The 16,865-nt window shown below is 55.8% G+C and carries 18 protein-coding genes; 17 read left to right on the forward strand and 1 reads right to left on the reverse strand.

Annotated features, from left to right (window positions below; genetic code table 11):
* The first annotated feature begins 76 nt into the window (after positions 1-76).
* The 14 genes from ACVBDQ_RS05875 (at position 77) to thiE (ending at position 14,933) form a co-directional block, all read left to right on the forward strand.
* Positions 77-1,597, forward strand: coding sequence for a bifunctional ADP-dependent NAD(P)H-hydrate dehydratase/NAD(P)H-hydrate epimerase (locus tag ACVBDQ_RS05875; protein ID WP_011230993.1), 1,521 nt, complete (start codon positions 77-79; stop codon positions 1,595-1,597).
* 333 nt (positions 1,598-1,930) lie between these two features.
* Complete coding sequence (locus ACVBDQ_RS05880) at positions 1,931-2,365, forward strand: GNAT family N-acetyltransferase (RefSeq protein WP_021322570.1); 435 nt, start codon at positions 1,931-1,933, stop codon at positions 2,363-2,365.
* Between the two features lie 131 nt (positions 2,366-2,496).
* Positions 2,497-3,246 (forward strand): IclR family transcriptional regulator, encoded by a 750-nt coding sequence (locus ACVBDQ_RS05885; RefSeq protein WP_013145506.1) that lies wholly within the window; start codon positions 2,497-2,499, stop codon positions 3,244-3,246.
* The gene (gene pxpB / locus ACVBDQ_RS05890; RefSeq protein WP_013145505.1) at positions 3,243-3,935 is read left to right on the forward strand and encodes a 5-oxoprolinase subunit PxpB; all 693 of its coding nucleotides are present in this window, start codon (positions 3,243-3,245) and stop codon (positions 3,933-3,935) included. Before ACVBDQ_RS05885 ends, pxpB begins: the two co-directional genes overlap by 4 nt.
* Complete coding sequence (locus ACVBDQ_RS05895; RefSeq protein WP_446663092.1) at positions 3,928-4,899, forward strand: 5-oxoprolinase subunit C family protein; 972 nt, start codon at positions 3,928-3,930, stop codon at positions 4,897-4,899. The genes pxpB and ACVBDQ_RS05895 overlap by 8 nt, the downstream gene beginning before the upstream one ends.
* On the forward strand, positions 4,896-5,666 hold the full coding sequence (locus ACVBDQ_RS05900) for a 5-oxoprolinase subunit PxpA (RefSeq protein WP_131873639.1): 771 nt from the start codon (positions 4,896-4,898) through the stop codon (positions 5,664-5,666). Before ACVBDQ_RS05895 ends, ACVBDQ_RS05900 begins: the two co-directional genes overlap by 4 nt.
* The gene (locus ACVBDQ_RS05905; protein WP_015374692.1) at positions 5,663-6,406 is read left to right on the forward strand and encodes a DUF523 domain-containing protein; all 744 of its coding nucleotides are present in this window, start codon (positions 5,663-5,665) and stop codon (positions 6,404-6,406) included. Before ACVBDQ_RS05900 ends, ACVBDQ_RS05905 begins: the two co-directional genes overlap by 4 nt.
* A 303-nt stretch (positions 6,407-6,709) precedes the next feature.
* A complete protein-coding gene (locus ACVBDQ_RS05910) occupies positions 6,710-8,392 on the forward strand; it encodes a long-chain fatty acid--CoA ligase (RefSeq protein WP_011231001.1) in 1,683 nt (560 codons plus the stop codon).
* Positions 8,392-9,372 (forward strand): phosphotriesterase family protein, encoded by a 981-nt coding sequence (locus ACVBDQ_RS05915; RefSeq protein ID WP_021322572.1) that lies wholly within the window; start codon positions 8,392-8,394, stop codon positions 9,370-9,372. The genes ACVBDQ_RS05910 and ACVBDQ_RS05915 overlap by 1 nt, the downstream gene beginning before the upstream one ends.
* 385 nt (positions 9,373-9,757) lie before the next feature.
* Complete coding sequence (locus ACVBDQ_RS05920; protein WP_011231003.1) at positions 9,758-11,437, forward strand: DUF6044 family protein; 1,680 nt, start codon at positions 9,758-9,760, stop codon at positions 11,435-11,437.
* Position 11,438: 1 nt separating this feature from the next.
* Positions 11,439-12,461, forward strand: coding sequence for a glycosyltransferase family 2 protein (locus ACVBDQ_RS05925; RefSeq protein WP_023634543.1), 1,023 nt, complete (start codon positions 11,439-11,441; stop codon positions 12,459-12,461).
* 172 nt (positions 12,462-12,633) lie between these two features.
* Entirely contained in the window at positions 12,634-13,443 is an 810-nt protein-coding gene (gene thiM, locus ACVBDQ_RS05930) for a hydroxyethylthiazole kinase (protein WP_068896432.1), read from the forward strand.
* Positions 13,444-13,461: 18 nt separating this feature from the next.
* The gene (gene thiD / locus ACVBDQ_RS05935) at positions 13,462-14,262 is read left to right on the forward strand and encodes a bifunctional hydroxymethylpyrimidine kinase/phosphomethylpyrimidine kinase (RefSeq protein ID WP_068896431.1); all 801 of its coding nucleotides are present in this window, start codon (positions 13,462-13,464) and stop codon (positions 14,260-14,262) included.
* 5 nt (positions 14,263-14,267) lie between these two features.
* A complete protein-coding gene (gene thiE / locus ACVBDQ_RS05940; RefSeq protein WP_011231007.1) occupies positions 14,268-14,933 on the forward strand; it encodes a thiamine phosphate synthase in 666 nt (221 codons plus the stop codon).
* 90 nt (positions 14,934-15,023) lie between these two features.
* On the opposite strand, the gene ACVBDQ_RS05945 is transcribed toward thiE, so the two are convergent.
* Complete coding sequence (locus tag ACVBDQ_RS05945) at positions 15,024-16,019, reverse strand: acyltransferase family protein (RefSeq protein WP_011231008.1); 996 nt, start codon at positions 16,017-16,019, stop codon at positions 15,024-15,026.
* Positions 16,020-16,144: 125 nt separating this feature from the next.
* On the opposite strand from ACVBDQ_RS05945, the gene ACVBDQ_RS05950 reads away from it, so the two are divergent.
* The 3 genes from ACVBDQ_RS05950 (at position 16,145) to ACVBDQ_RS05960 (ending at position 16,765) form a co-directional block, all read left to right on the forward strand.
* A complete protein-coding gene (locus tag ACVBDQ_RS05950; protein ID WP_011231009.1) occupies positions 16,145-16,306 on the forward strand; it encodes a hypothetical protein in 162 nt (53 codons plus the stop codon).
* On the forward strand, positions 16,307-16,486 hold the full coding sequence (locus tag ACVBDQ_RS05955) for an H-type small acid-soluble spore protein (protein ID WP_011231010.1): 180 nt from the start codon (positions 16,307-16,309) through the stop codon (positions 16,484-16,486). It abuts the gene before it with no gap.
* A 108-nt stretch (positions 16,487-16,594) separates the two neighbouring features.
* Entirely contained in the window at positions 16,595-16,765 is a 171-nt protein-coding gene (locus tag ACVBDQ_RS05960) for a twin-arginine translocase TatA/TatE family subunit (RefSeq protein ID WP_011231011.1), read from the forward strand.
* The last annotated feature ends 100 nt before the right edge of the window (positions 16,766-16,865 follow it).

The raw sequence follows: 16,865 nt of genomic DNA on the forward strand, positions 1-16,865 counted from the left end.
TTCTCCCATGGCCAACATGTGCAAAAGATGGAGCGCCAAAGGGGACGAAGGCCAAAAGAAGAGAGGAGGAAGGAGAATGATTCCGGTCGTAACATCTGATGAAATGTACGCCATCGACCGAGAAGTGACGGAGCGGATCGGCATCAGCGCTGATTCGTTGATGGAAAACGCAGGGCAGGCGCTGTTTCGGGTGCTGAAAGGGCGGATTCCGCGCGCTGATAGGGTGGCGGTGCTTGCCGGGGCGGGCAACAACGGCGGGGATGGGTTTGTCGTTGCCCGTATGTTGAAAAGCTGCGGCTACGAAACCGATGTATGGCTCATTCCACCAAAGGAAAAGGTGAAAGGAGCGGCGCGCACCGCGCTTGAGGTGTACGAGCGGTCCGGGTATTCGTGGATTCCGTATGAAGGGAATGAACAAGAGTTTGCGATGCGTGCGCCGCACTACGACGTGATCATTGATGCGCTCCTTGGCATCGGCGTGAAAGGCGAGGTTCGCTCTCCGTATCAAGAAATCATTGAACAACTGAACCGCTCGCGGGCTGTTGTGTATGCAATCGATGTGCCAAGCGGGGTGCCGGCGGATGGCGGTGATGTCGCCGCGGCCGTTCGCGCGGATATGACGCTCACCATTCAATGCCCGAAGCTTGGGGCGTACACATTCCCAGCGGCCGATTATTACGGGGAACTCGCTGTTGTAGATATCGGCATTCCGCCGCTCGTGGTCAAAACGAATGCAGCCCGTCGGTTCGTGTGGGAGCGAAGCGATGTCATGCGGACGATGCCAAAGCGGAGGCGGTCCTCGCATAAAGGAACGTATGGCAAACTGCTTGTAGTCGGCGGATCGAAAGCTATGGCAGGAGCAGTGACGCTCGCCGCCAAGGCAGCGCTGCGAAGCGGGGCCGGACTTGTGACCATGGCTGTTCCAGAAACAGTGTACGAAGCGGTTGCCAATCGGATGCCCGAGGCGATGTGCAGGCCATGGCCGGCCGAAGGGGGAGCGTTTGCCGGCGCGGCCGATTGGAACGGGCTGGATGTCGATGCGCTCGCCGTTGGTCCAGGCATGGGGAGAACGGAAGGGGTGCGCCGTCTTGTTGGGGAGTTGGTGCGAAAGCCGGTGCCCCTTATCCTCGATGCCGATGCCCTATTTTTCTGGGATGATTACGCTGAACAGGTGCGCCGCCGAAGCGCGCCGACGGTGATCACCCCGCATCCGGGGGAAATGGCGCGCATCGTCCGTCGCTCCATTCGCGAGGTCGAGCACGACCGCTTTGGGTTATCCAAGCGGTTGGCGATGGAATATGGCGTGTATGTCGTGTTGAAAGGGCCGTATACGATTGTTACGGCGCCGGATGGATCGCAATATGTCAACACGACCGGCAACCCGGCTTTGGCGAAAGGCGGCAGCGGTGACGTGTTGACGGGCATCGTGGCGGCGTTTTTGTTGCAGCACGAGGCGGTGCAGCCTGCGGTGAGCAATGCGGCGTTCGTGCATGGAAAGGCTGCTGATTGGCTTGTTCAACACGGTCATTCGCCTTGGGATGTATTGGCGTCGGACGTTGTGGAGGCCTTGCCGGCTGTGCTCGCTTCGCTGGCGTGATCAACCGGTCCATTGAAAGGGGCGCTGGGGGATGAAAACGATCCAGCTGGCTTGCGAATAACCGGCTGGCGTTTTCTTTCTCCCAGCCTTCTGCGCATAAGGCATGTGGTTCGGGCGCAAACTTTACCGCTGAGGCCGTATTTGCGGCTGCAGCTGTAATCGTTGGTTTATCAGCCGACAATCTTCCACTGATCGCTGGGCTGCGCCCTTCACGCGCTTGAAGCGGGAGTCTTCTTTCGAAACGATGATCAACGTTGCGGAAAGGCGGAAGTTCCATTTTTGGACAAACATGGATATCATGAATGTAGAAATAGAAGAAGGGAGATGGGAGTCATGCCGCAATTTGTTTGGCTCGAGACGGAGGAGGAAGTAAGAAGCGCTTTTCCGGTCATGCGGGAGCTGCGCACTCATTTGGATGAAGAAACGTATGTCGCGCTTGTGCGTGAAGCGCAAGAAAAAGAAGGGTATAAGCTTGCGGCGTTATATGATCAGGACAAAATGGTTGCCGTTGTCGGATTCATGCCGATGATCACGCTCTATAACGGCCGTTTTATTTGGGTTTGCGATTTGGTCACGACATCAGCCGAACGTTCGAAAGGGTATGGAAAAGCGTTGCTGTCGCATGTGCACGAATGGGCGAAGGAGCAAGGCTACGGGATTGTCTCGCTGTCATCCGGCCTGCAGCGGGTTGACGCCCATCGCTTCTATGAGGAAAAAATGGAATATCAAAAAGTGAGTTATGTGTTTTTGAAACGCTTATCGATTTGAATCCAACGGCGTCCGTTCAGCGGGCGCTTTTCATTTTGTGGTAGAAAGTTGTTCCACTTTTCATTATAATAAAAAATATATAACTCGTATTTTGGAATTAATATTCTGATATTCGGAACAGAGGGGCAATGATGAATAAAACGGTCTTAAAAACAAAAGAACTGCTTGATTTGTTTCTCGATTGCGAACGGTTGACGCTGCCGGAAATGGTCGAGCGGCTTCGGATGCCCAAAACGTCGGTGTACCGGATGGCGCAGTCGCTTGTTGTCCTTGGTTTTTTGCAAAAACGAGGCGATTACTATGAGCTCGGTTTAGCCTTCTTGACGTTTGGCGCGCTCGTCGCCGAGCGGCTCGATATTCGCCGGGCGGCGCTGCCGGTGATGAAGCGGCTGAAAGAGGAGACGAACGAAGCGGTGAATCTTGTCATTCGCGACGGTGATGAGGCGCTGTATATTGAAAAAGTCGAGACGTCCGAGCCGGTGCGCGTCTATACGAAAGTCGGGCGGCGCGCCCCTCTGTATGCCGGGGCGTGCCCTCGTGTCTTGCTCGCGTTTATGGACAAGGCGGATCGGGAACGTTATTTAGAACAAGTCGAGCTTGTCAAAATCGCCAAACATACGGTGACCGACAAAGAAGCGCTGCGCCGGTTGTTGGAAGAAGACCGGGACCGCGGCTATACGGTCAGCTATTCTGAGCTGGAAAACTATTCGGCCGCCGTTGCGGTGCCGATTTTCAACCATGAAGGCGCGGCGGTTGCCGGGCTGAGCGTTGCCGGGCCGGAACAGCGCTTTTCGCCAGATGATGTGGCGCGCATCGTTCCGCGATTGAAGCAGGCGGCGATGGACATTTCGCGCGAACTCGGCTTTCGGGGGAAGGGATGACGGTGGAGTATACGTTGTTTCCATTATGCGAATATGCGGTGACGGTTCGGTTTTCAGACCGCATTGACGAGGACGTGAATGATATCGTCCACCAAACGGCCGCCCGGCTTCAGGCCGAGCGAAAAGAAGGCATCGAGGAGATCGTGCCGGCGTTTTCGTCACTCACCATCTACTATGATCCATTGGTGATCGATTACATCGGCATAGGCGCATGGCTAAGGAAAAACATCAGGCGGTCTGAACAAGCGGTGCGGCGTTCGGCGCGGACGGTCGTCATTCCCGTCTGTTACGGCGGCGAATTCGGTCCGGATTTGCCGGATGTCGCTCGTTTCCATGGGATGACAGAAGACGAAGTGATAGCGCTCCATTCGGCCGGACGCTACCGAGTTTATATGATCGGCTTTTCTCCTGGATTTGCCTATTTAGGAGGGCTGTCGCCGCGCTTGGCGACGCCAAGGCGGTCGGTGCCGCGCACAAAAGTGCCTGCCGGTTCGGTCGGCATCGCCGGCGGACAGACGGGCGTCTACCCGCTTGCGACGCCGGGCGGCTGGCAACTGATCGGTCGAACGCCGCTGAAGCTGTTTGACCCGCACCGAGAGAAGCCAAGTTTGCTTGCGGCTGGCGATATCGTCGCGTTTCAGCCGATTGGGGCTGATGAATTTGCACGTTGGAGCGAGGAACATGATTGACGTCATCGAGGCTGGGTTGTTTACAACCGTGCAAGATGGCGGGCGTTTTGGCTACCGGCATGCCGGCGTGCCGGCGGGCGGGGCGATGGATGCGTGGGCGTATCGCCTGGCTAATGCGCTTGTCGGCAACAACGGTGATGAGGCGGTGCTTGAGGCGACGATGGCCGGACCGACGCTTCGGTTTCGCGTCGAGGCCGTCGTTGCGGTATGCGGCGGCGATTTCCCGTGCACGCTCAATGGGCAGCCGATTTCCCTTTGGAAACCGGAGATCGTCAAATCGGGCGATGTGCTCGAAGTAGGGGTGTGTCGGACGGGGTTTCGGGCGTATATCGCTGTATCAGGCGGCATCGACGTCCCGCCCGTGATGGGCAGTCGTTCCACGTACGTTCCAGCCCAGCTTGGCGGGCTTTCAGGCCGCCCGTTGCAGCGGGGCGATGCACTGCCGGTCGGCGTTACTCATGGGCGTCGTGTTATCGGCCGGATGCGTTGGGGTCTTGCTTCGGCCGCCCGCCGCTATATTGGTGGGAAAACGAAAACGGTGCGCGCGGTTCCCGGTCCGGAGTATGACGAATTTACGCCGGCGAGCCGCCGCCAGTTTTTCGCCGCCCGCTATGAGGTGACGACGCAGTCCGATCGGATCGGCTATCGGCTTTCTGGACGGGCGTTGGCGCTTGTGCGCGAGTGGGAGATGGTCTCGGAAGCGGTCGTTTTCGGCACGGTGCAAGTCCCGGCATCCGGCCAGCCGATCGTATTGATGGCGGACAGCCAGACAACCGGCGGCTACCCGCGCATCGCCCAGGTTGCGTCTGTGGATTTGCCGATTCTCGCGCAGGCTCGTCCGGGTGACTTTATCCAATTTCAGCCGATCGAGCCGGAAGAAGCGATGTGGCTTTATCGGGAACAACAGCAACGGCTGGCTCGATGGATTGCGGCCATTCGCCGTCAATGGGAGGGAGAACGGTGAGGACGATTGATTTGAATTGCGATTTCGGCGAAAGCTTTGGGGTGTATAGGCTTGGGCAGGAAGAAATCTTATCGTACGTGACCTCTGTCAACATCGCCTGTGGGTTTCACGCCGGCGACCCGCTCGTCATGCGGCGGACGGTGCAACTCGCCATCCAGCATGGCGTTGCCATCGGCGCCCACCCGGGGTTTCCGGATTTGCTTGGCTTCGGACGGCGCGCCATGGCCGTTTCGCCAGAGGAGGTATACGCCTATGTAGTCTACCAAATCGGCGCGCTGGCTGCGTTTGTGAAGGCGGAAGGCGGCGTGATGACGCATGTTAAGCCGCACGGCGCCTTGTACAATATGGCGGCGAAAGACGCGGCGCTGGCCGAAGCGATCGCCAAAGCGGTGCATGATGTCGATCCGATGCTTGTCTTATACGGCTTGTCGGGAAGCGAACTCATCCGCGCCGGCCGCGCCTGCGGCTTGCGGACGGCGAGCGAAGTGTTCGCCGATCGGACGTATCAGGCGGACGGTTCGCTCACCCCAAGAAGCGATCCGCGCGCCATCATCGCGGATGAAGACGAAGCGGTCACGCAAGTGCTTATGATGATCCGCGACCGGCGCGTTCGCTCGGTGCAAGGGACGGACGTGGCGATTGAAGCCGACACCGTCTGTCTCCATGGCGACAATGAACAGGCGGTGCGATTTGCCAAGCGGCTCTATCAAGCCTTGCAAAACGAAGGAATCGCCATTCAGGCGCCGCGCCGAGAGGAAAGACGATGAAGAAAGCCGGAACACCATATTTGGCGCCCTTGCCGTCTTCTTTAATGGTGTATATGGGCGTGTGCACTGCCATGCAGCAGCTGCCGAATAAGCGCCTTAAGCAGGAAACTCGCTTAGGGCGCTGTTTTCATTTGGAGCTGTTTATTGCTTCTTCTAACTTATACCGATTTTTTGGCTGGCTCAATGAAATGGCCTTCATGACAGTCGATCTTCAATTGGTTACAATAACAAAGAGAGGTGACGGAACGAGAAAGGAGTACAAAAGGATGCACTACGCCATTCCGACAGTGGTGGTCAGCGAATGCCTCGGCTTTTCTGCCTGCCGGTATAACGGCGATATCATTCACAATTCGTTTGTCTCTCGTTTAGGGGAGTTTGCTCGGCTTGTGCCTGTATGCCCAGAAGTGGCCATTGGGCTTGGGGTTCCGCGGGAGACGGTCCGACTTGTGAAACGAGGCGAGGAAAGGCGGCTTGTGCAGTCGTCGACGAACCGAGATTGGACGAGGGAAATGAATTTGCCACCTCCTTTGTTTTTGACAGAGGCGGAGCGGGCCGCGCCCCCTGGATACTCTTTGTTCAGCGCGGTGCAGTTTGGATACGTTTTGATTTTGGCTGCCGCTTCGGCCGAACGGAACGAGTCGAAGAAAAAGCTGGCTGCGAGCGCAAAGGAAAGGACAAGCGGGATCACGAATCTCATCATGTGTTCCTCCTCTTTGCAACATAATGGTAAGCTTTTCTAGAATCATATTTTGCCATATTGGCTTTTGTCTATCAACCAAAAACGAACAAGCAAATGATGACGGGCCAAGAAAGGGGAAACGGTATGCACGGAGCAGACATCAAAGCGATCGTCTGCCGCCTGTTGTAGGCGGTGTATTTTTTTGTTTTGTATATTCAGAAAATTATTGAAAATATTCATGAAAGCGTGTACAATAAAAAATAGTCGGCTATATACCAACTGGTCAGTAAAAAAAGCTATCCAATGCTGCTTGCGTGGAGGCTGCCGCAGTGAACGATCGCGTGAAAAGGAGGAGGAAAACGGAATGAATACGAGACATTACCCGTATTGGCCGAAACGGCTCTCAAAAACGCTGGCTGTGCCGGAGACGACGCTGGTCGACCATTTGGAAACAACGGCGAAGCGCTATCCGAACAAAACGGCGATTTACTATTACGGAGCCGTGTATTCGTACAAACAGTTGCTCGATGAAGTGAACGCGTTGGCCGGCTATTTGCAGCAAAAGCTGTCCGTCAAACCGGGCGACCGCGTTCTATTGTACATGCAAAATTCTCCGCAGTTTGTCATCTCCTACTATGCCATTTTGCGCGCTGAAGCGATCGTCGTGCCGATCAATCCGATGAACACCTCAGAGGAGCTTTCCTTTTACGTCAATGATTGCGAAACGAGAGTCGCCATCGTTGGGCAGGAGCTGCTTGACAAAGCGGCCCCGCTCCTTGGACGAACGGCGTTGGAACAAATCATCGTCGCCGCTTATTCTGATTATGCTTCCGATGAATCGCCGGTTTCGCTTCCGGCTGAAGTGGCGGCGCCGCGGCGGGCCATTGGGGATGAGCGCATTCTTTTATGGGCGGACTGCCTCGGCGCCCAATTGCCGCCGCTTCCATACAACGGCCATGTTGATGACATCGCCGTCTTGCCATACACATCCGGGACGACCGGGGTGCCAAAAGGCTGCATCCACCCGCACCGGACGGTGAACGCCAACATCGTCGGCGCCTACCACTGGGGCGATGTGACGAGCGATTCGGTCGCGTTGGCGACGCTGCCGTTTTTCCATGTCACGGGGATGGTCCATAGCATGCATACGCCGATTTTCGCCGGCGCCGCCATGGTGTTGATGACGCGCTGGGATCGGGACGCGGCCGCCCGGCTGATTGAATTGCACCGCTGCACGCATTGGGTGAACATCAGCACGATGCTGATCGACTTTTTGGCCAACCCGGCGCTTGGCCGGTATGACATTTCCTCGCTTTCGAGCATTTCCGGCGGCGGAGCGGCGCTTCCGGAAGCGGTCGGGGAAAAATTGTTCCAGCTCACCGGCGTCCGTTATTTTGAAGGCTACGGGCTGACGGAGACGATTTCGCAGACGCATTTCAATCCGCCGGACCGGCCGAAATTGCAATGTCTCGGCGTTCCGTCGTTTGACGTCGACGCGCGCATCATTGACCCGGCGACGGGGCGGGAGCTTGGCGTCGGCGAAGTCGGGGAGATCATCGTTTGTGGTCCGCAAGTGTTCCGCGGCTATTACCGGCGTGAAAAAGAAACGGAAGAAGCGTTCATCGAGCTCGACGGCAAGCGGTTTTTCCGCACCGGCGACATCGGGCGGATGGATGAGGAAGGCTACTTTTTCATCGTCGACCGCGTCAAACGGATGATCAACGCTTCTGGATACAAAGTGTGGCCGACCGAAGTCGAGTCGCTTTTGTACAAACATCCGGCTGTTCAGCAGGCGTGCGTTGTCGGCGTGCCGGATCCGCGCCGCGGCGAAACGGTGAAGGCGTTTATCGTCCTTCATGACGAGTATGTCGGCAAAGTAACGGAAGAAGAGATCATTGAATGGTCCAAGACGCAAATGGCGGCGTACAAATATCCGCGCCTCGTTGAATTCCGCTCATCGCTGCCGATGACGTCAAGCGGCAAGCTGCTTTGGCGGAAACTGCAGGAAGAGGAGTATGAAAAAGCGGGGAAAGGGGTGAACAACTGATGGCGGAGATGGTAGAAACGGTATGCGGGCCGGTGCCGGTGGAACAGCTTGGCAAAACGCTCATCCACGAGCATTTCCTCTTCGGTTATCCAGGGTTTCAAGGCGATGTGACGCGCGGCACGTTCCGTGAAGACGAGGCGCTTCGCGTCGCAGTCGAGGCGGCGGAAAAGATGAAGCGGCACGGCATTCAAACGGTTGTCGATCCGACGCCGAACGATTGCGGGCGCAACCCGGCGTTTTTGCGGCGCGTCGCTGAAGAGACGGGGCTGAACATTATTTGCGCCACCGGCTATTATTATGAAGGGGAAGGGGCGCCGCCGTACTTCCAATTCCGCCGGCTTCTCGGAACAGCAGAAGATGACATTTACGACATGTTTATGGCCGAGCTGACCGAGGGCATTGCCGATACCGGAATCAAGGCGGGTGTCATCAAGCTCGCCTCGAGCAAAGGGCGCATCACCGAGTACGAAAAGATGTTCTTCCGCGCCGCCGCCCGCGCGCAAAAAGAGACGGGCGCGGTCATCATCACCCATACGCAAGAAGGAACGATGGGGCCGGAACAAGCCGCCTATTTGCTTGAGCACGGCGCCGATCCGAAAAAAATTGTCATCGGCCATATGTGCGGCAACACGGACCCGGACTATCATCGAAAGACGCTTGCTTACGGCGTTTACATTGCGTTTGACCGCTTCGGCATCCAAGGGATGGTCGGCGCGCCGACCGATGAGGAGCGGGTGCGGACGCTCCTTGCTCTGCTCCGCGATGGGTACGAGAAACAAATTATGCTGTCGCATGACACTGTCAACGTTTGGCTCGGTCGTCCGTTTACGCTGCCGGAACCGTTTGCGGAAATGATGAAAAATTGGCATGTCGAGCATTTGTTTGTGAACATCATCCCCGCGCTGAAAAATGAAGGAATCCGCGACGAAGTGCTTGAGCAAATGTTCATCGGCAATCCGGCGGCGCTGTTCTCGGCTTGACGCCGTTTGTAAGGTCGGTAAAAACCGCGCTTTCTGCAAAATCGTTGTTGCGAACGCGCGGAAAAGCGGTTGTTTATCATCCTAAACCGAGAAGACCCCACACTTCCACGCGTGAGCGTAGGTGGGAGAGCGTTCAAGAGCGAAATCTCCATGGTTCGCGCGTTTTTTCGTTCCATCACCAGCTTTTTGGGCAACGTTGTGTTGCATGCAAAAGGCTGATCGAAAGGTAAATAGACGAATAGAAAACCGCCGTCATCCGGCTTCATCCGGCCGACGGCGGTTTTTTGTTTGGACAGGGGTCCGTTTTTTTCCATTCTCATGAATAATTTTCCTGTTGGGTTGAACAATAAAGAAAGACAAGAGCCGGGCGAAAGGGGGAGAAAAGGTGCCGGCCATCGAAAAGCGAATCCTGATCTTCTCTTTCGTTGTCATCGCCTTGTACGTGTCGCCGTATTTTGTGCTTGGCGAGGATGCGCATATGCGCGTCCACGACAATTTGGATTCGAACATCGCCTGGTATAAGGTGCTCACTCGAAGCGGTGAGCTGTTCGGACCGGTCGATGGCGTCATTCCGCAAATCATCAACGGCCTGCCGCGCAACGCGTTCGGCACAGAATTCAGCGGCATCGTTTGGCTTCACGCCCTGTTTCCATCCATTTACGCCTATGGGCTCAGTCAAGCCGCAACCCGCGTATTGGCGTTCATCGGCATGTATTTGCTGCTGCGAAAACATGTGCTGCCGGGCGAGCGCTGGGGATGGATTCGCATCGGCTCTTCGTTGACGTTTGCCTTGACGCCGTTTTGGCCATCGGGAATGTTAAGTACGCTCGGGATGCCGCTTGCGCTTTGGGCGTTTTTAAACATTCGGGGCGGCGAGCGTTCATGGGTGAACTGGGCGGTGTTGACGCTTTTGCCGCTCTATTCGAGCTTCGTGCTTGGATTTTTCTTTTTCTTGAGCGCGCTTGGGATTTGGTGGCTCATTGATGTCATCCGCGGCAAGGGTTGGAATTGGCGGTTTTTGGCGGCCATCGTCTATATGACGATGCTCTATTTGGCGGTCGATTACCGGCTTGTCCATTCGCTCTTGTTTTCCAATGAGCCGACAAGCCGCGACGAATATTTCCACGCCCGTCTGCCGCTTTGGCGCGTCATCCGGCTGACGTTCAAAAACTATGTGCTCGGCCATACCCACGTCATGACCGTGCATGGGCTCGTCATTTTACCGGTGACGCTCGTTGCCTTGTACATTGTATGGAAGCGGAAAAGCTGGCGGCGGGAGAAACTGTTTTTGATTTTGCACGGGTTGAACTTCGCGCTGTCGACATGGTATGCGTTTTGGTTTTACAAAGGATGGCTGCCGCTCACCGAACGGTTTGATTTGCTCGATAAGTTCAATTTCGCCCGCTACCATTTTTTGCGGCCAATGGTGATTTACGTCTTGTTTGCACTGGCGCTGAAAATTTTTTGGCAGGAAGGCCGAAGGTGGCGGGCGGTCGGTGCGGCGGCCATTGTCTTGCAGCTTGTCGTGCTTGCTTTATGCAATGAGGAAATCGTCTACCGCGACAAGCCGTCGTTTCGCGAGTTTTACGCGGAAAAGCAGTTTGCCGCCATTCGCCGCTATATCGGCCGCCCGGTGCATACATACCGTGTCGCCAGCATCGGCATCCACCCGGCGATCGCTCAATACAACGGCTTTTACACACTCGATACGTACAACAACTTTTATCCGCTCGAATACAAGCATCGGTTTCGCCGCATCATCGCCAAGGAGCTTGCGAAAAACAAAAAACTGCGCGAGTATTTCGATGAATGGGGCGGGCGCTGCTATTTGTTCGTCGATGAGCTCGGCAAGCGGTATATGTTTCAGAAAAACTCGAAGCGGACGATTCGCAGCTTGGAATTGAACACAAACGTGTTTTATAACATGGGCGGGCGCTACATTTTTTCAGCGCTGCCGATTGAAAATGCCGACGAAAACGCCTTGCGCCTTGAGCGGGTGTTCCGTTCCAAAGAGTCCGCGTGGACCATCTATTTATACAAAGTCGTGCCGGAGGGAGGAAGGTGACATGTTCGAACCGACGTTGGCTATTGTTGTGCCGTGTTACAACGAAGAAGAGGTGCTGCCGGAGACGATCCGCCGCTTACGGGAGTTGCGCGAACAATTGATTGAAGAGCAGCTCATTTCATCCAACAGCGCGCTTTTGTTCGTCGATGACGGCAGCTGTGATGACACATGGAAGATCATATACAAAGCGAGTTTGCGTCACCCGGAAGTGAAAGGGCTGAAACTGGCGCATAACGCCGGCCACCAAAACGCGCTGCTTGCTGGGCTGTTCGCCGCGAAAAGGCATGCCGATTGCCTCATTTCGATCGACGCCGATTTGCAAGATGATGTAGCGGCGATTCGGGAATTTGTGCAAAAGTTTCGTGAAGGCTATGACATCGTCTACGGCGTGCGCCGGCGGCGCGATGCCGATACATGGTTCAAGCGCCATACGGCGCAAGGGTTTTATCGGTTGATGAAGGCGTTTGGCGTCGATCTCGTTTACAATCACGCCGACTATCGCCTTATGAGCCGGCGCGCTGTGGACGCGCTTGAACAGTTCGGGGAAGCGAACTTGTTTTTGCGCGGCATCGTTCCACTTTTGGGCTTTCGGTCGGCGACGGTTTATTATGACCGAAAAGAGCGGCTGGCCGGGAAAACGAAATATCCGCTGAAAAAAATGATCGCCTTTGCGCTTGACGGCGTGACGTCGTTCAGCGTCACCCCGATCCGTTTCATTTCGCTCGTTGGGTTTCTCTCGTTTGTCGTCAGCTTGATGTTTGGCGCCTATTTTCTTTTCCTCAAATGGGTCGGGCATACGGAAACGGGTTGGACGTCGCTCATTACGTCCATTTGGCTGTTAGGAGGGTTGCAACTGATGGCGCTCGGGCTGATTGGTGAATATATTGGAAAAATTTACAAAGAAACAAAACGGCGGCCGCGCTATATCATCGATTTGGATTTGTGGAATTGGCCGCTGCCGCAGCGGCTGTCGCCGGCGGCGCCGTCCGAAGAGGGAGGGGCGGCCGAATGGACGCGTTCGTAATGGAACAAAAAGGGAGGTGCGCTTTGGCGGCCGCCTTTTTTCTTTGTCTTGCAATTCAAAAAAAGAAAGAGTAGACTGATGGATGGGGAGAATGGATCATTCTATTGGCCGAAAGTACGGCGAAAGCCAGTGTATGGCCGGCGAAAGGGCTTGGAAAGGGGAGAAACCGGAAATGGCCAATTGGCATGAATGGGCGGAACTGCTCGAGCGGGTAAGAGAGGAGAATCCGCTCGTCCATAATATCACGAATGTCGTTGTGACGAATTGGACGGCGAATGGATTGCTTGCGCTTGGCGCTTCGCCGGTGATGGCGTATGCGAAAGAGGAAGTGGGCGAGATGGCGAAGCTCGCTGGAGCGCTTGTCCTCAATATTGGGACGTTGAATGACAAAGAGGTGGAAGCGATGCTTGTCGCCGGCCAGGCAGCCAATGAAGCCGGCGTGCCGGTCATTTTCGACCCGGTCGGGGCCGGGGCCACGCGCTACCGGACGGAGACGGCGCGCCGCATCGCGGAACAAGTCAAGCTTGCCGTGATCCGTGGCAATGCGGCGGAGATCGCCAATATGATTGGTGAGGCGTGGACGATTAAAGGAGTCGATGCCGGCGGCGGCAGCGGCGATCGAGTGGCGTTGGCCAAACGGGCGGCGGAGCAGCTCGGCGCCGTTGTCGCGATTACTGGAAAAGAGGACGTCGTTGCGGACGGACAGACGACGTATCTTATTCAGAACGGCCATCCGTTGTTGACGAAAGTGACCGGAGCGGGCTGCTTGCTGACATCGGTCATCGGAGCGTTTGCGGCCGTTGAGCGCGATGCGGGGGCAGCGGCGGTGGCTGCGCTTGTGTATTACGGCGTCGCAGCGGAGCAGGCGGCGGCCAAAGCCGGGGAGCGCGGACCGGGCAGCTTCCAGACGGCGTTTTTGGACGCGTTGGCGTATACAAGCGTCGATGATGTCAAACGGCATGGCCGGGTGGAACAACGGTAAAAGGGGAGGAGAAACACGATGGTGTACAAAGCGTTGACGATTGCCGGGTCGGACAGCGGCGGCGGCGCCGGCATTCAGGCTGACTTGAAAACGTTCCAGGAGCTCGGCGTCTTTGGCATGTCAGCGATCACGGCGGTGACGGCGCAAAACACCCTTGGCGTGCAAGGAGTCTATCCGCTCTCGGCGGAAGCAGTCGCCGCCCAGATCGAATCGGTGGCCGCCGATTTAGGCGCGGATGCGGTGAAAACCGGCATGCTCTTTAGTGCCGAGATCATTCGTACGGTTGCTGAACAAGTGAAAAAACATAAATGGGAGCAGCTGGTCGTCGACCCGGTGATGATCGCCAAAGGCGGCGCTCCGCTGTTGCAAGAGGAAGCGGTGGCCGCGCTGAAAGAAGAGCTGCTGCCGATGGCGCTTGTCATTACACCGAACATTCCAGAAGCGGAAGCGTTGACAGGCGTTGTCATCCGCACGATGGATGACCGCCGCGAAGCCGCGCGCCTCCTCCACCGGATGGGCGCCCGCTATGTCGTCGTGAAAGGCGGCCATGACGATGATGGCGAAGAAACCGTCGACTTGCTGTATAACGGCAGCGAATTTTCCTATTTTAAAAGCAAGCGAATTGACACGCGCCATACGCACGGAACCGGGTGTACATTTGCCGCGGCGATCGCCGCTGAGCTGGCGAAAGGGCGGCATCCTGTCGACGCTGTCGCGACGGCGAAGGCGTTTGTGCAATCGGCGATTGCCCACCCGCTCGGCATCGGCCAAGGCCATGGGCCGACGAACCATTGGGCGTACCGCCAATATGGAGAGTGAGAACGATGGTGCGCATCGCGAGCGGCGAAATGAAGGAGCGGCTGGCTGTTTACTTCATTATGGGAAGCCAAAACAGCGAACGTCCGGCCGCCGATGTGCTGAAAGAAGCGCTTGACGGCGGTGTGACGTTGTTTCAATTCCGCGAAAAAGGGCCGGGCGCTTTAAAAGGGGCGGACAAAGAGGCGCTCGCCCGGCAGCTGCAGCGCCTTTGCCGCGCTTATGGGGTGCCGTTTATCGTCAACGATGACGTCGAGCTGGCCCTCGCCATTGATGCCGACGGCGTCCATGTCGGTCAAGACGATGAGGACGCGCGGCGCGTGCGGGAAAAAATCGGCGATAAAATTTTGGGCGTCTCAGCGCACAACGTCGAAGAAGCGATGGCGGCCGTTGAGGCGGGCGCCGATTACCTCGGCGTCGGCCCGATTTACCCGACCAGTTCGAAAGAGGATGCAAAGGAAGCGCAAGGACCGGATGTTCTCCGCCGCTTGCGCGAAGCCGGCATCACCATTCCAATCGTCGCCATTGGCGGCATTACGGCTGCGAACGCCAAAACCGTTGTGGAAGCCGGGGCGGATGGAGTATCCGTCATCAGCGCCATCGCTTCGGCTCCGTCGCCAAAGGCGGCGGCCGCCGCCTTAGCGGAAGCGGTGCGGGCAGCCCGCACGCGCTGAATGAAAAAGTCGGTTTCCACTTGTAGGCAAAGCGCCATAAATGGAAAAAGGTGTCCCGTTGATATTTCGGGACACCTTCTTTTTTGACTGCTAGGTCGTTGTCTGCCGCCAGTTCGGCCATCGCCATTCCAACAGCGGCCGCACGAGCCGGACGACCGGCTTGCTTCCAAGGATGAGCATCATGGCAACCGACAGTGCAAGCAGAAGCGGATAGCCGTGCACATCCATAATAAAGTCTGGGAATGGCGTCTCGTGCAAATATTTTAAAATAAACCCGTGCAAGATATAAATGTAAAACGTGCGCGCCCCGAGCACGGAAAAGGAGAAGCGACGGCTCGGGATGAGCGACAGAAAGCCAAACATCATGAGCAGGCTCGCCCCATAAATGGCGAGGCGGCTCGCAATGCCGGCTGATTCCGAGACGCCGAGCGTATCGTACGATTTCGAGCCGTACAGCCAATCTTGCGGCAAATCCGGAAACCCGAAATGGATGACGAAAAACATGCCAACAAGCACGAATAGCGAAACGAGGCGCACTGGGGCGGCAAACAAGCGCTCGATCGCCGACTTTTGAAAGAAAAATCCAAGCAAAAAGAACGGGAAAAACGTGAGCGTTCGCGACAAGCTCAGCCATTTTTCCACTTCCATCATCCCGCCGGCAAGGCCGAAAAGAAGCGCCATCGGCAATGCGATCCGCTTTGGCAGCCGGCCGAACCATAACAGCAGCACGTTCCAGCTAAACAGGCTGAGCAAAAACCATAAACTCCAATGCGGGGTCAATAAGTCAAGTTCCAGCGACTGTTTGTCATACAGGAAGAAATAGTAGATCGAATACACCAGCTGGAACAGAACGTACGGGATGAGCAATTTTTTCGTGATCTTTTGCAAGTAGCCGTGCTCGTGGAATTTTTTTGCGAAATAGCCGGAAATGAAAACGAACGCCGGCATGTGGAAAAAGAAAATCCACGTATACAAGCTGTGCACCCATAAGACGTCATCAATGTACGGGCGCAGAAAGTGGCCAAACACGACGAGGAGCATGAGCGCGCATTTTGCGTTGTCAAAATAATAGTCCCGCTCCTTCATAGTGTTTCCTCCTTTCTGTACACACCAATTCGAATCATACTCCTTCTTTTTGAGGGAGTCAACGCAGGAAACGAAGCGATGGGATGTCCGCTGTCATCAGTTTGCCAAAGAAAGGGGATGATTCGGTGAAAAACGATCGGCGCGAAATAGGCGATATGACGCAGTTGCTTGAAATCATCAACGCCAAAGGAGACGAAGGCGAGCTTCATGAGATTGTCTGCAACGACGAGTTGTTTTGGAAAAGCTTGCGGGCACAGGCGGAAGACAGTGCGAAAGGAGGGGAGTAAATGGAACTGTTGCGGGCGAAGCGAATGGCTGAAGCCGGGGAGATCGTTCCGGTGATGTATAAAGGGAAACAAGTGGTGATTCAGCACGTCGATGATGAGCGCGAAATGGCTCGCGTTTATTTCACCGATGAGCCGGAACACGAACAAGACGTACCGGTGCGACTGCTTGAGGAACAATGAGAGATGTGCAAATTGTCGCCGTTTTGTCAAGGGAAAGACGATGACACTGTCTGTTCTTCTATGGTATAATGATTCAAGAAACGACGCTTGAACATTGGAGTGACAAACATGAACATCGGCTTTGGAGAAATTGCGCTCATCGTCTTTTTCGCTTTGCTCATTTTCGGGCCGAAAAAGCTGCCGGAGTTAGGACAAGCGGCCGGGAAAACGCTGCGCGAATTTAAGAATGCGACAAAAGGCATCATCGACGATGACGAGACGACAAAAGCGCAAAAATAAGAGGTTGGGCATAGAGGCCTGGCCTCTTATTTTTGCATTTCGTCCGTGACCAGCCATTTCCTCCGCGATGCGGCAAAAAAGAGACAAGCTCTGTCAAGGG

This window comes from Geobacillus sp. CCR (assembly GCF_052906625.1).

Coding starts and splice junctions, on each gene's coding strand:
- ACVBDQ_RS05895 (WP_446663092.1), top strand. CDS start 3,928: ATGATTGACGTCATCGAGGCTGGGTTGTTTACAACCGTGCAAGATGGC.
- ACVBDQ_RS05875 (WP_011230993.1), top strand. CDS start 77: ATGATTCCGGTCGTAACATCTGATGAAATGTACGCCATCGACCGAGAA.
- ACVBDQ_RS05880 (WP_021322570.1), top strand. CDS start 1,931: ATGCCGCAATTTGTTTGGCTCGAGACGGAGGAGGAAGTAAGAAGCGCT.
- ACVBDQ_RS05945 (WP_011231008.1), bottom strand. CDS start 16,019: ATGAAGGAGCGGGACTATTATTTTGACAACGCAAAATGCGCGCTCATG.
- ACVBDQ_RS05885 (WP_013145506.1), top strand. CDS start 2,497: ATGAATAAAACGGTCTTAAAAACAAAAGAACTGCTTGATTTGTTTCTC.
- thiD (WP_068896431.1), top strand. CDS start 13,462: ATGGTGTACAAAGCGTTGACGATTGCCGGGTCGGACAGCGGCGGCGGC.
- pxpB (WP_013145505.1), top strand. CDS start 3,243: ATGACGGTGGAGTATACGTTGTTTCCATTATGCGAATATGCGGTGACG.
- ACVBDQ_RS05925 (WP_023634543.1), top strand. CDS start 11,439: ATGTTCGAACCGACGTTGGCTATTGTTGTGCCGTGTTACAACGAAGAA.
- thiE (WP_011231007.1), top strand. CDS start 14,268: ATGGTGCGCATCGCGAGCGGCGAAATGAAGGAGCGGCTGGCTGTTTAC.
- ACVBDQ_RS05910 (WP_011231001.1), top strand. CDS start 6,710: ATGAATACGAGACATTACCCGTATTGGCCGAAACGGCTCTCAAAAACG.
- thiM (WP_068896432.1), top strand. CDS start 12,634: ATGGCCAATTGGCATGAATGGGCGGAACTGCTCGAGCGGGTAAGAGAG.
- ACVBDQ_RS05955 (WP_011231010.1), top strand. CDS start 16,307: ATGGAACTGTTGCGGGCGAAGCGAATGGCTGAAGCCGGGGAGATCGTT.
- ACVBDQ_RS05960 (WP_011231011.1), top strand. CDS start 16,595: ATGAACATCGGCTTTGGAGAAATTGCGCTCATCGTCTTTTTCGCTTTG.
- ACVBDQ_RS05915 (WP_021322572.1), top strand. CDS start 8,392: ATGGCGGAGATGGTAGAAACGGTATGCGGGCCGGTGCCGGTGGAACAG.
- ACVBDQ_RS05905 (WP_015374692.1), top strand. CDS start 5,663: ATGAAGAAAGCCGGAACACCATATTTGGCGCCCTTGCCGTCTTCTTTA.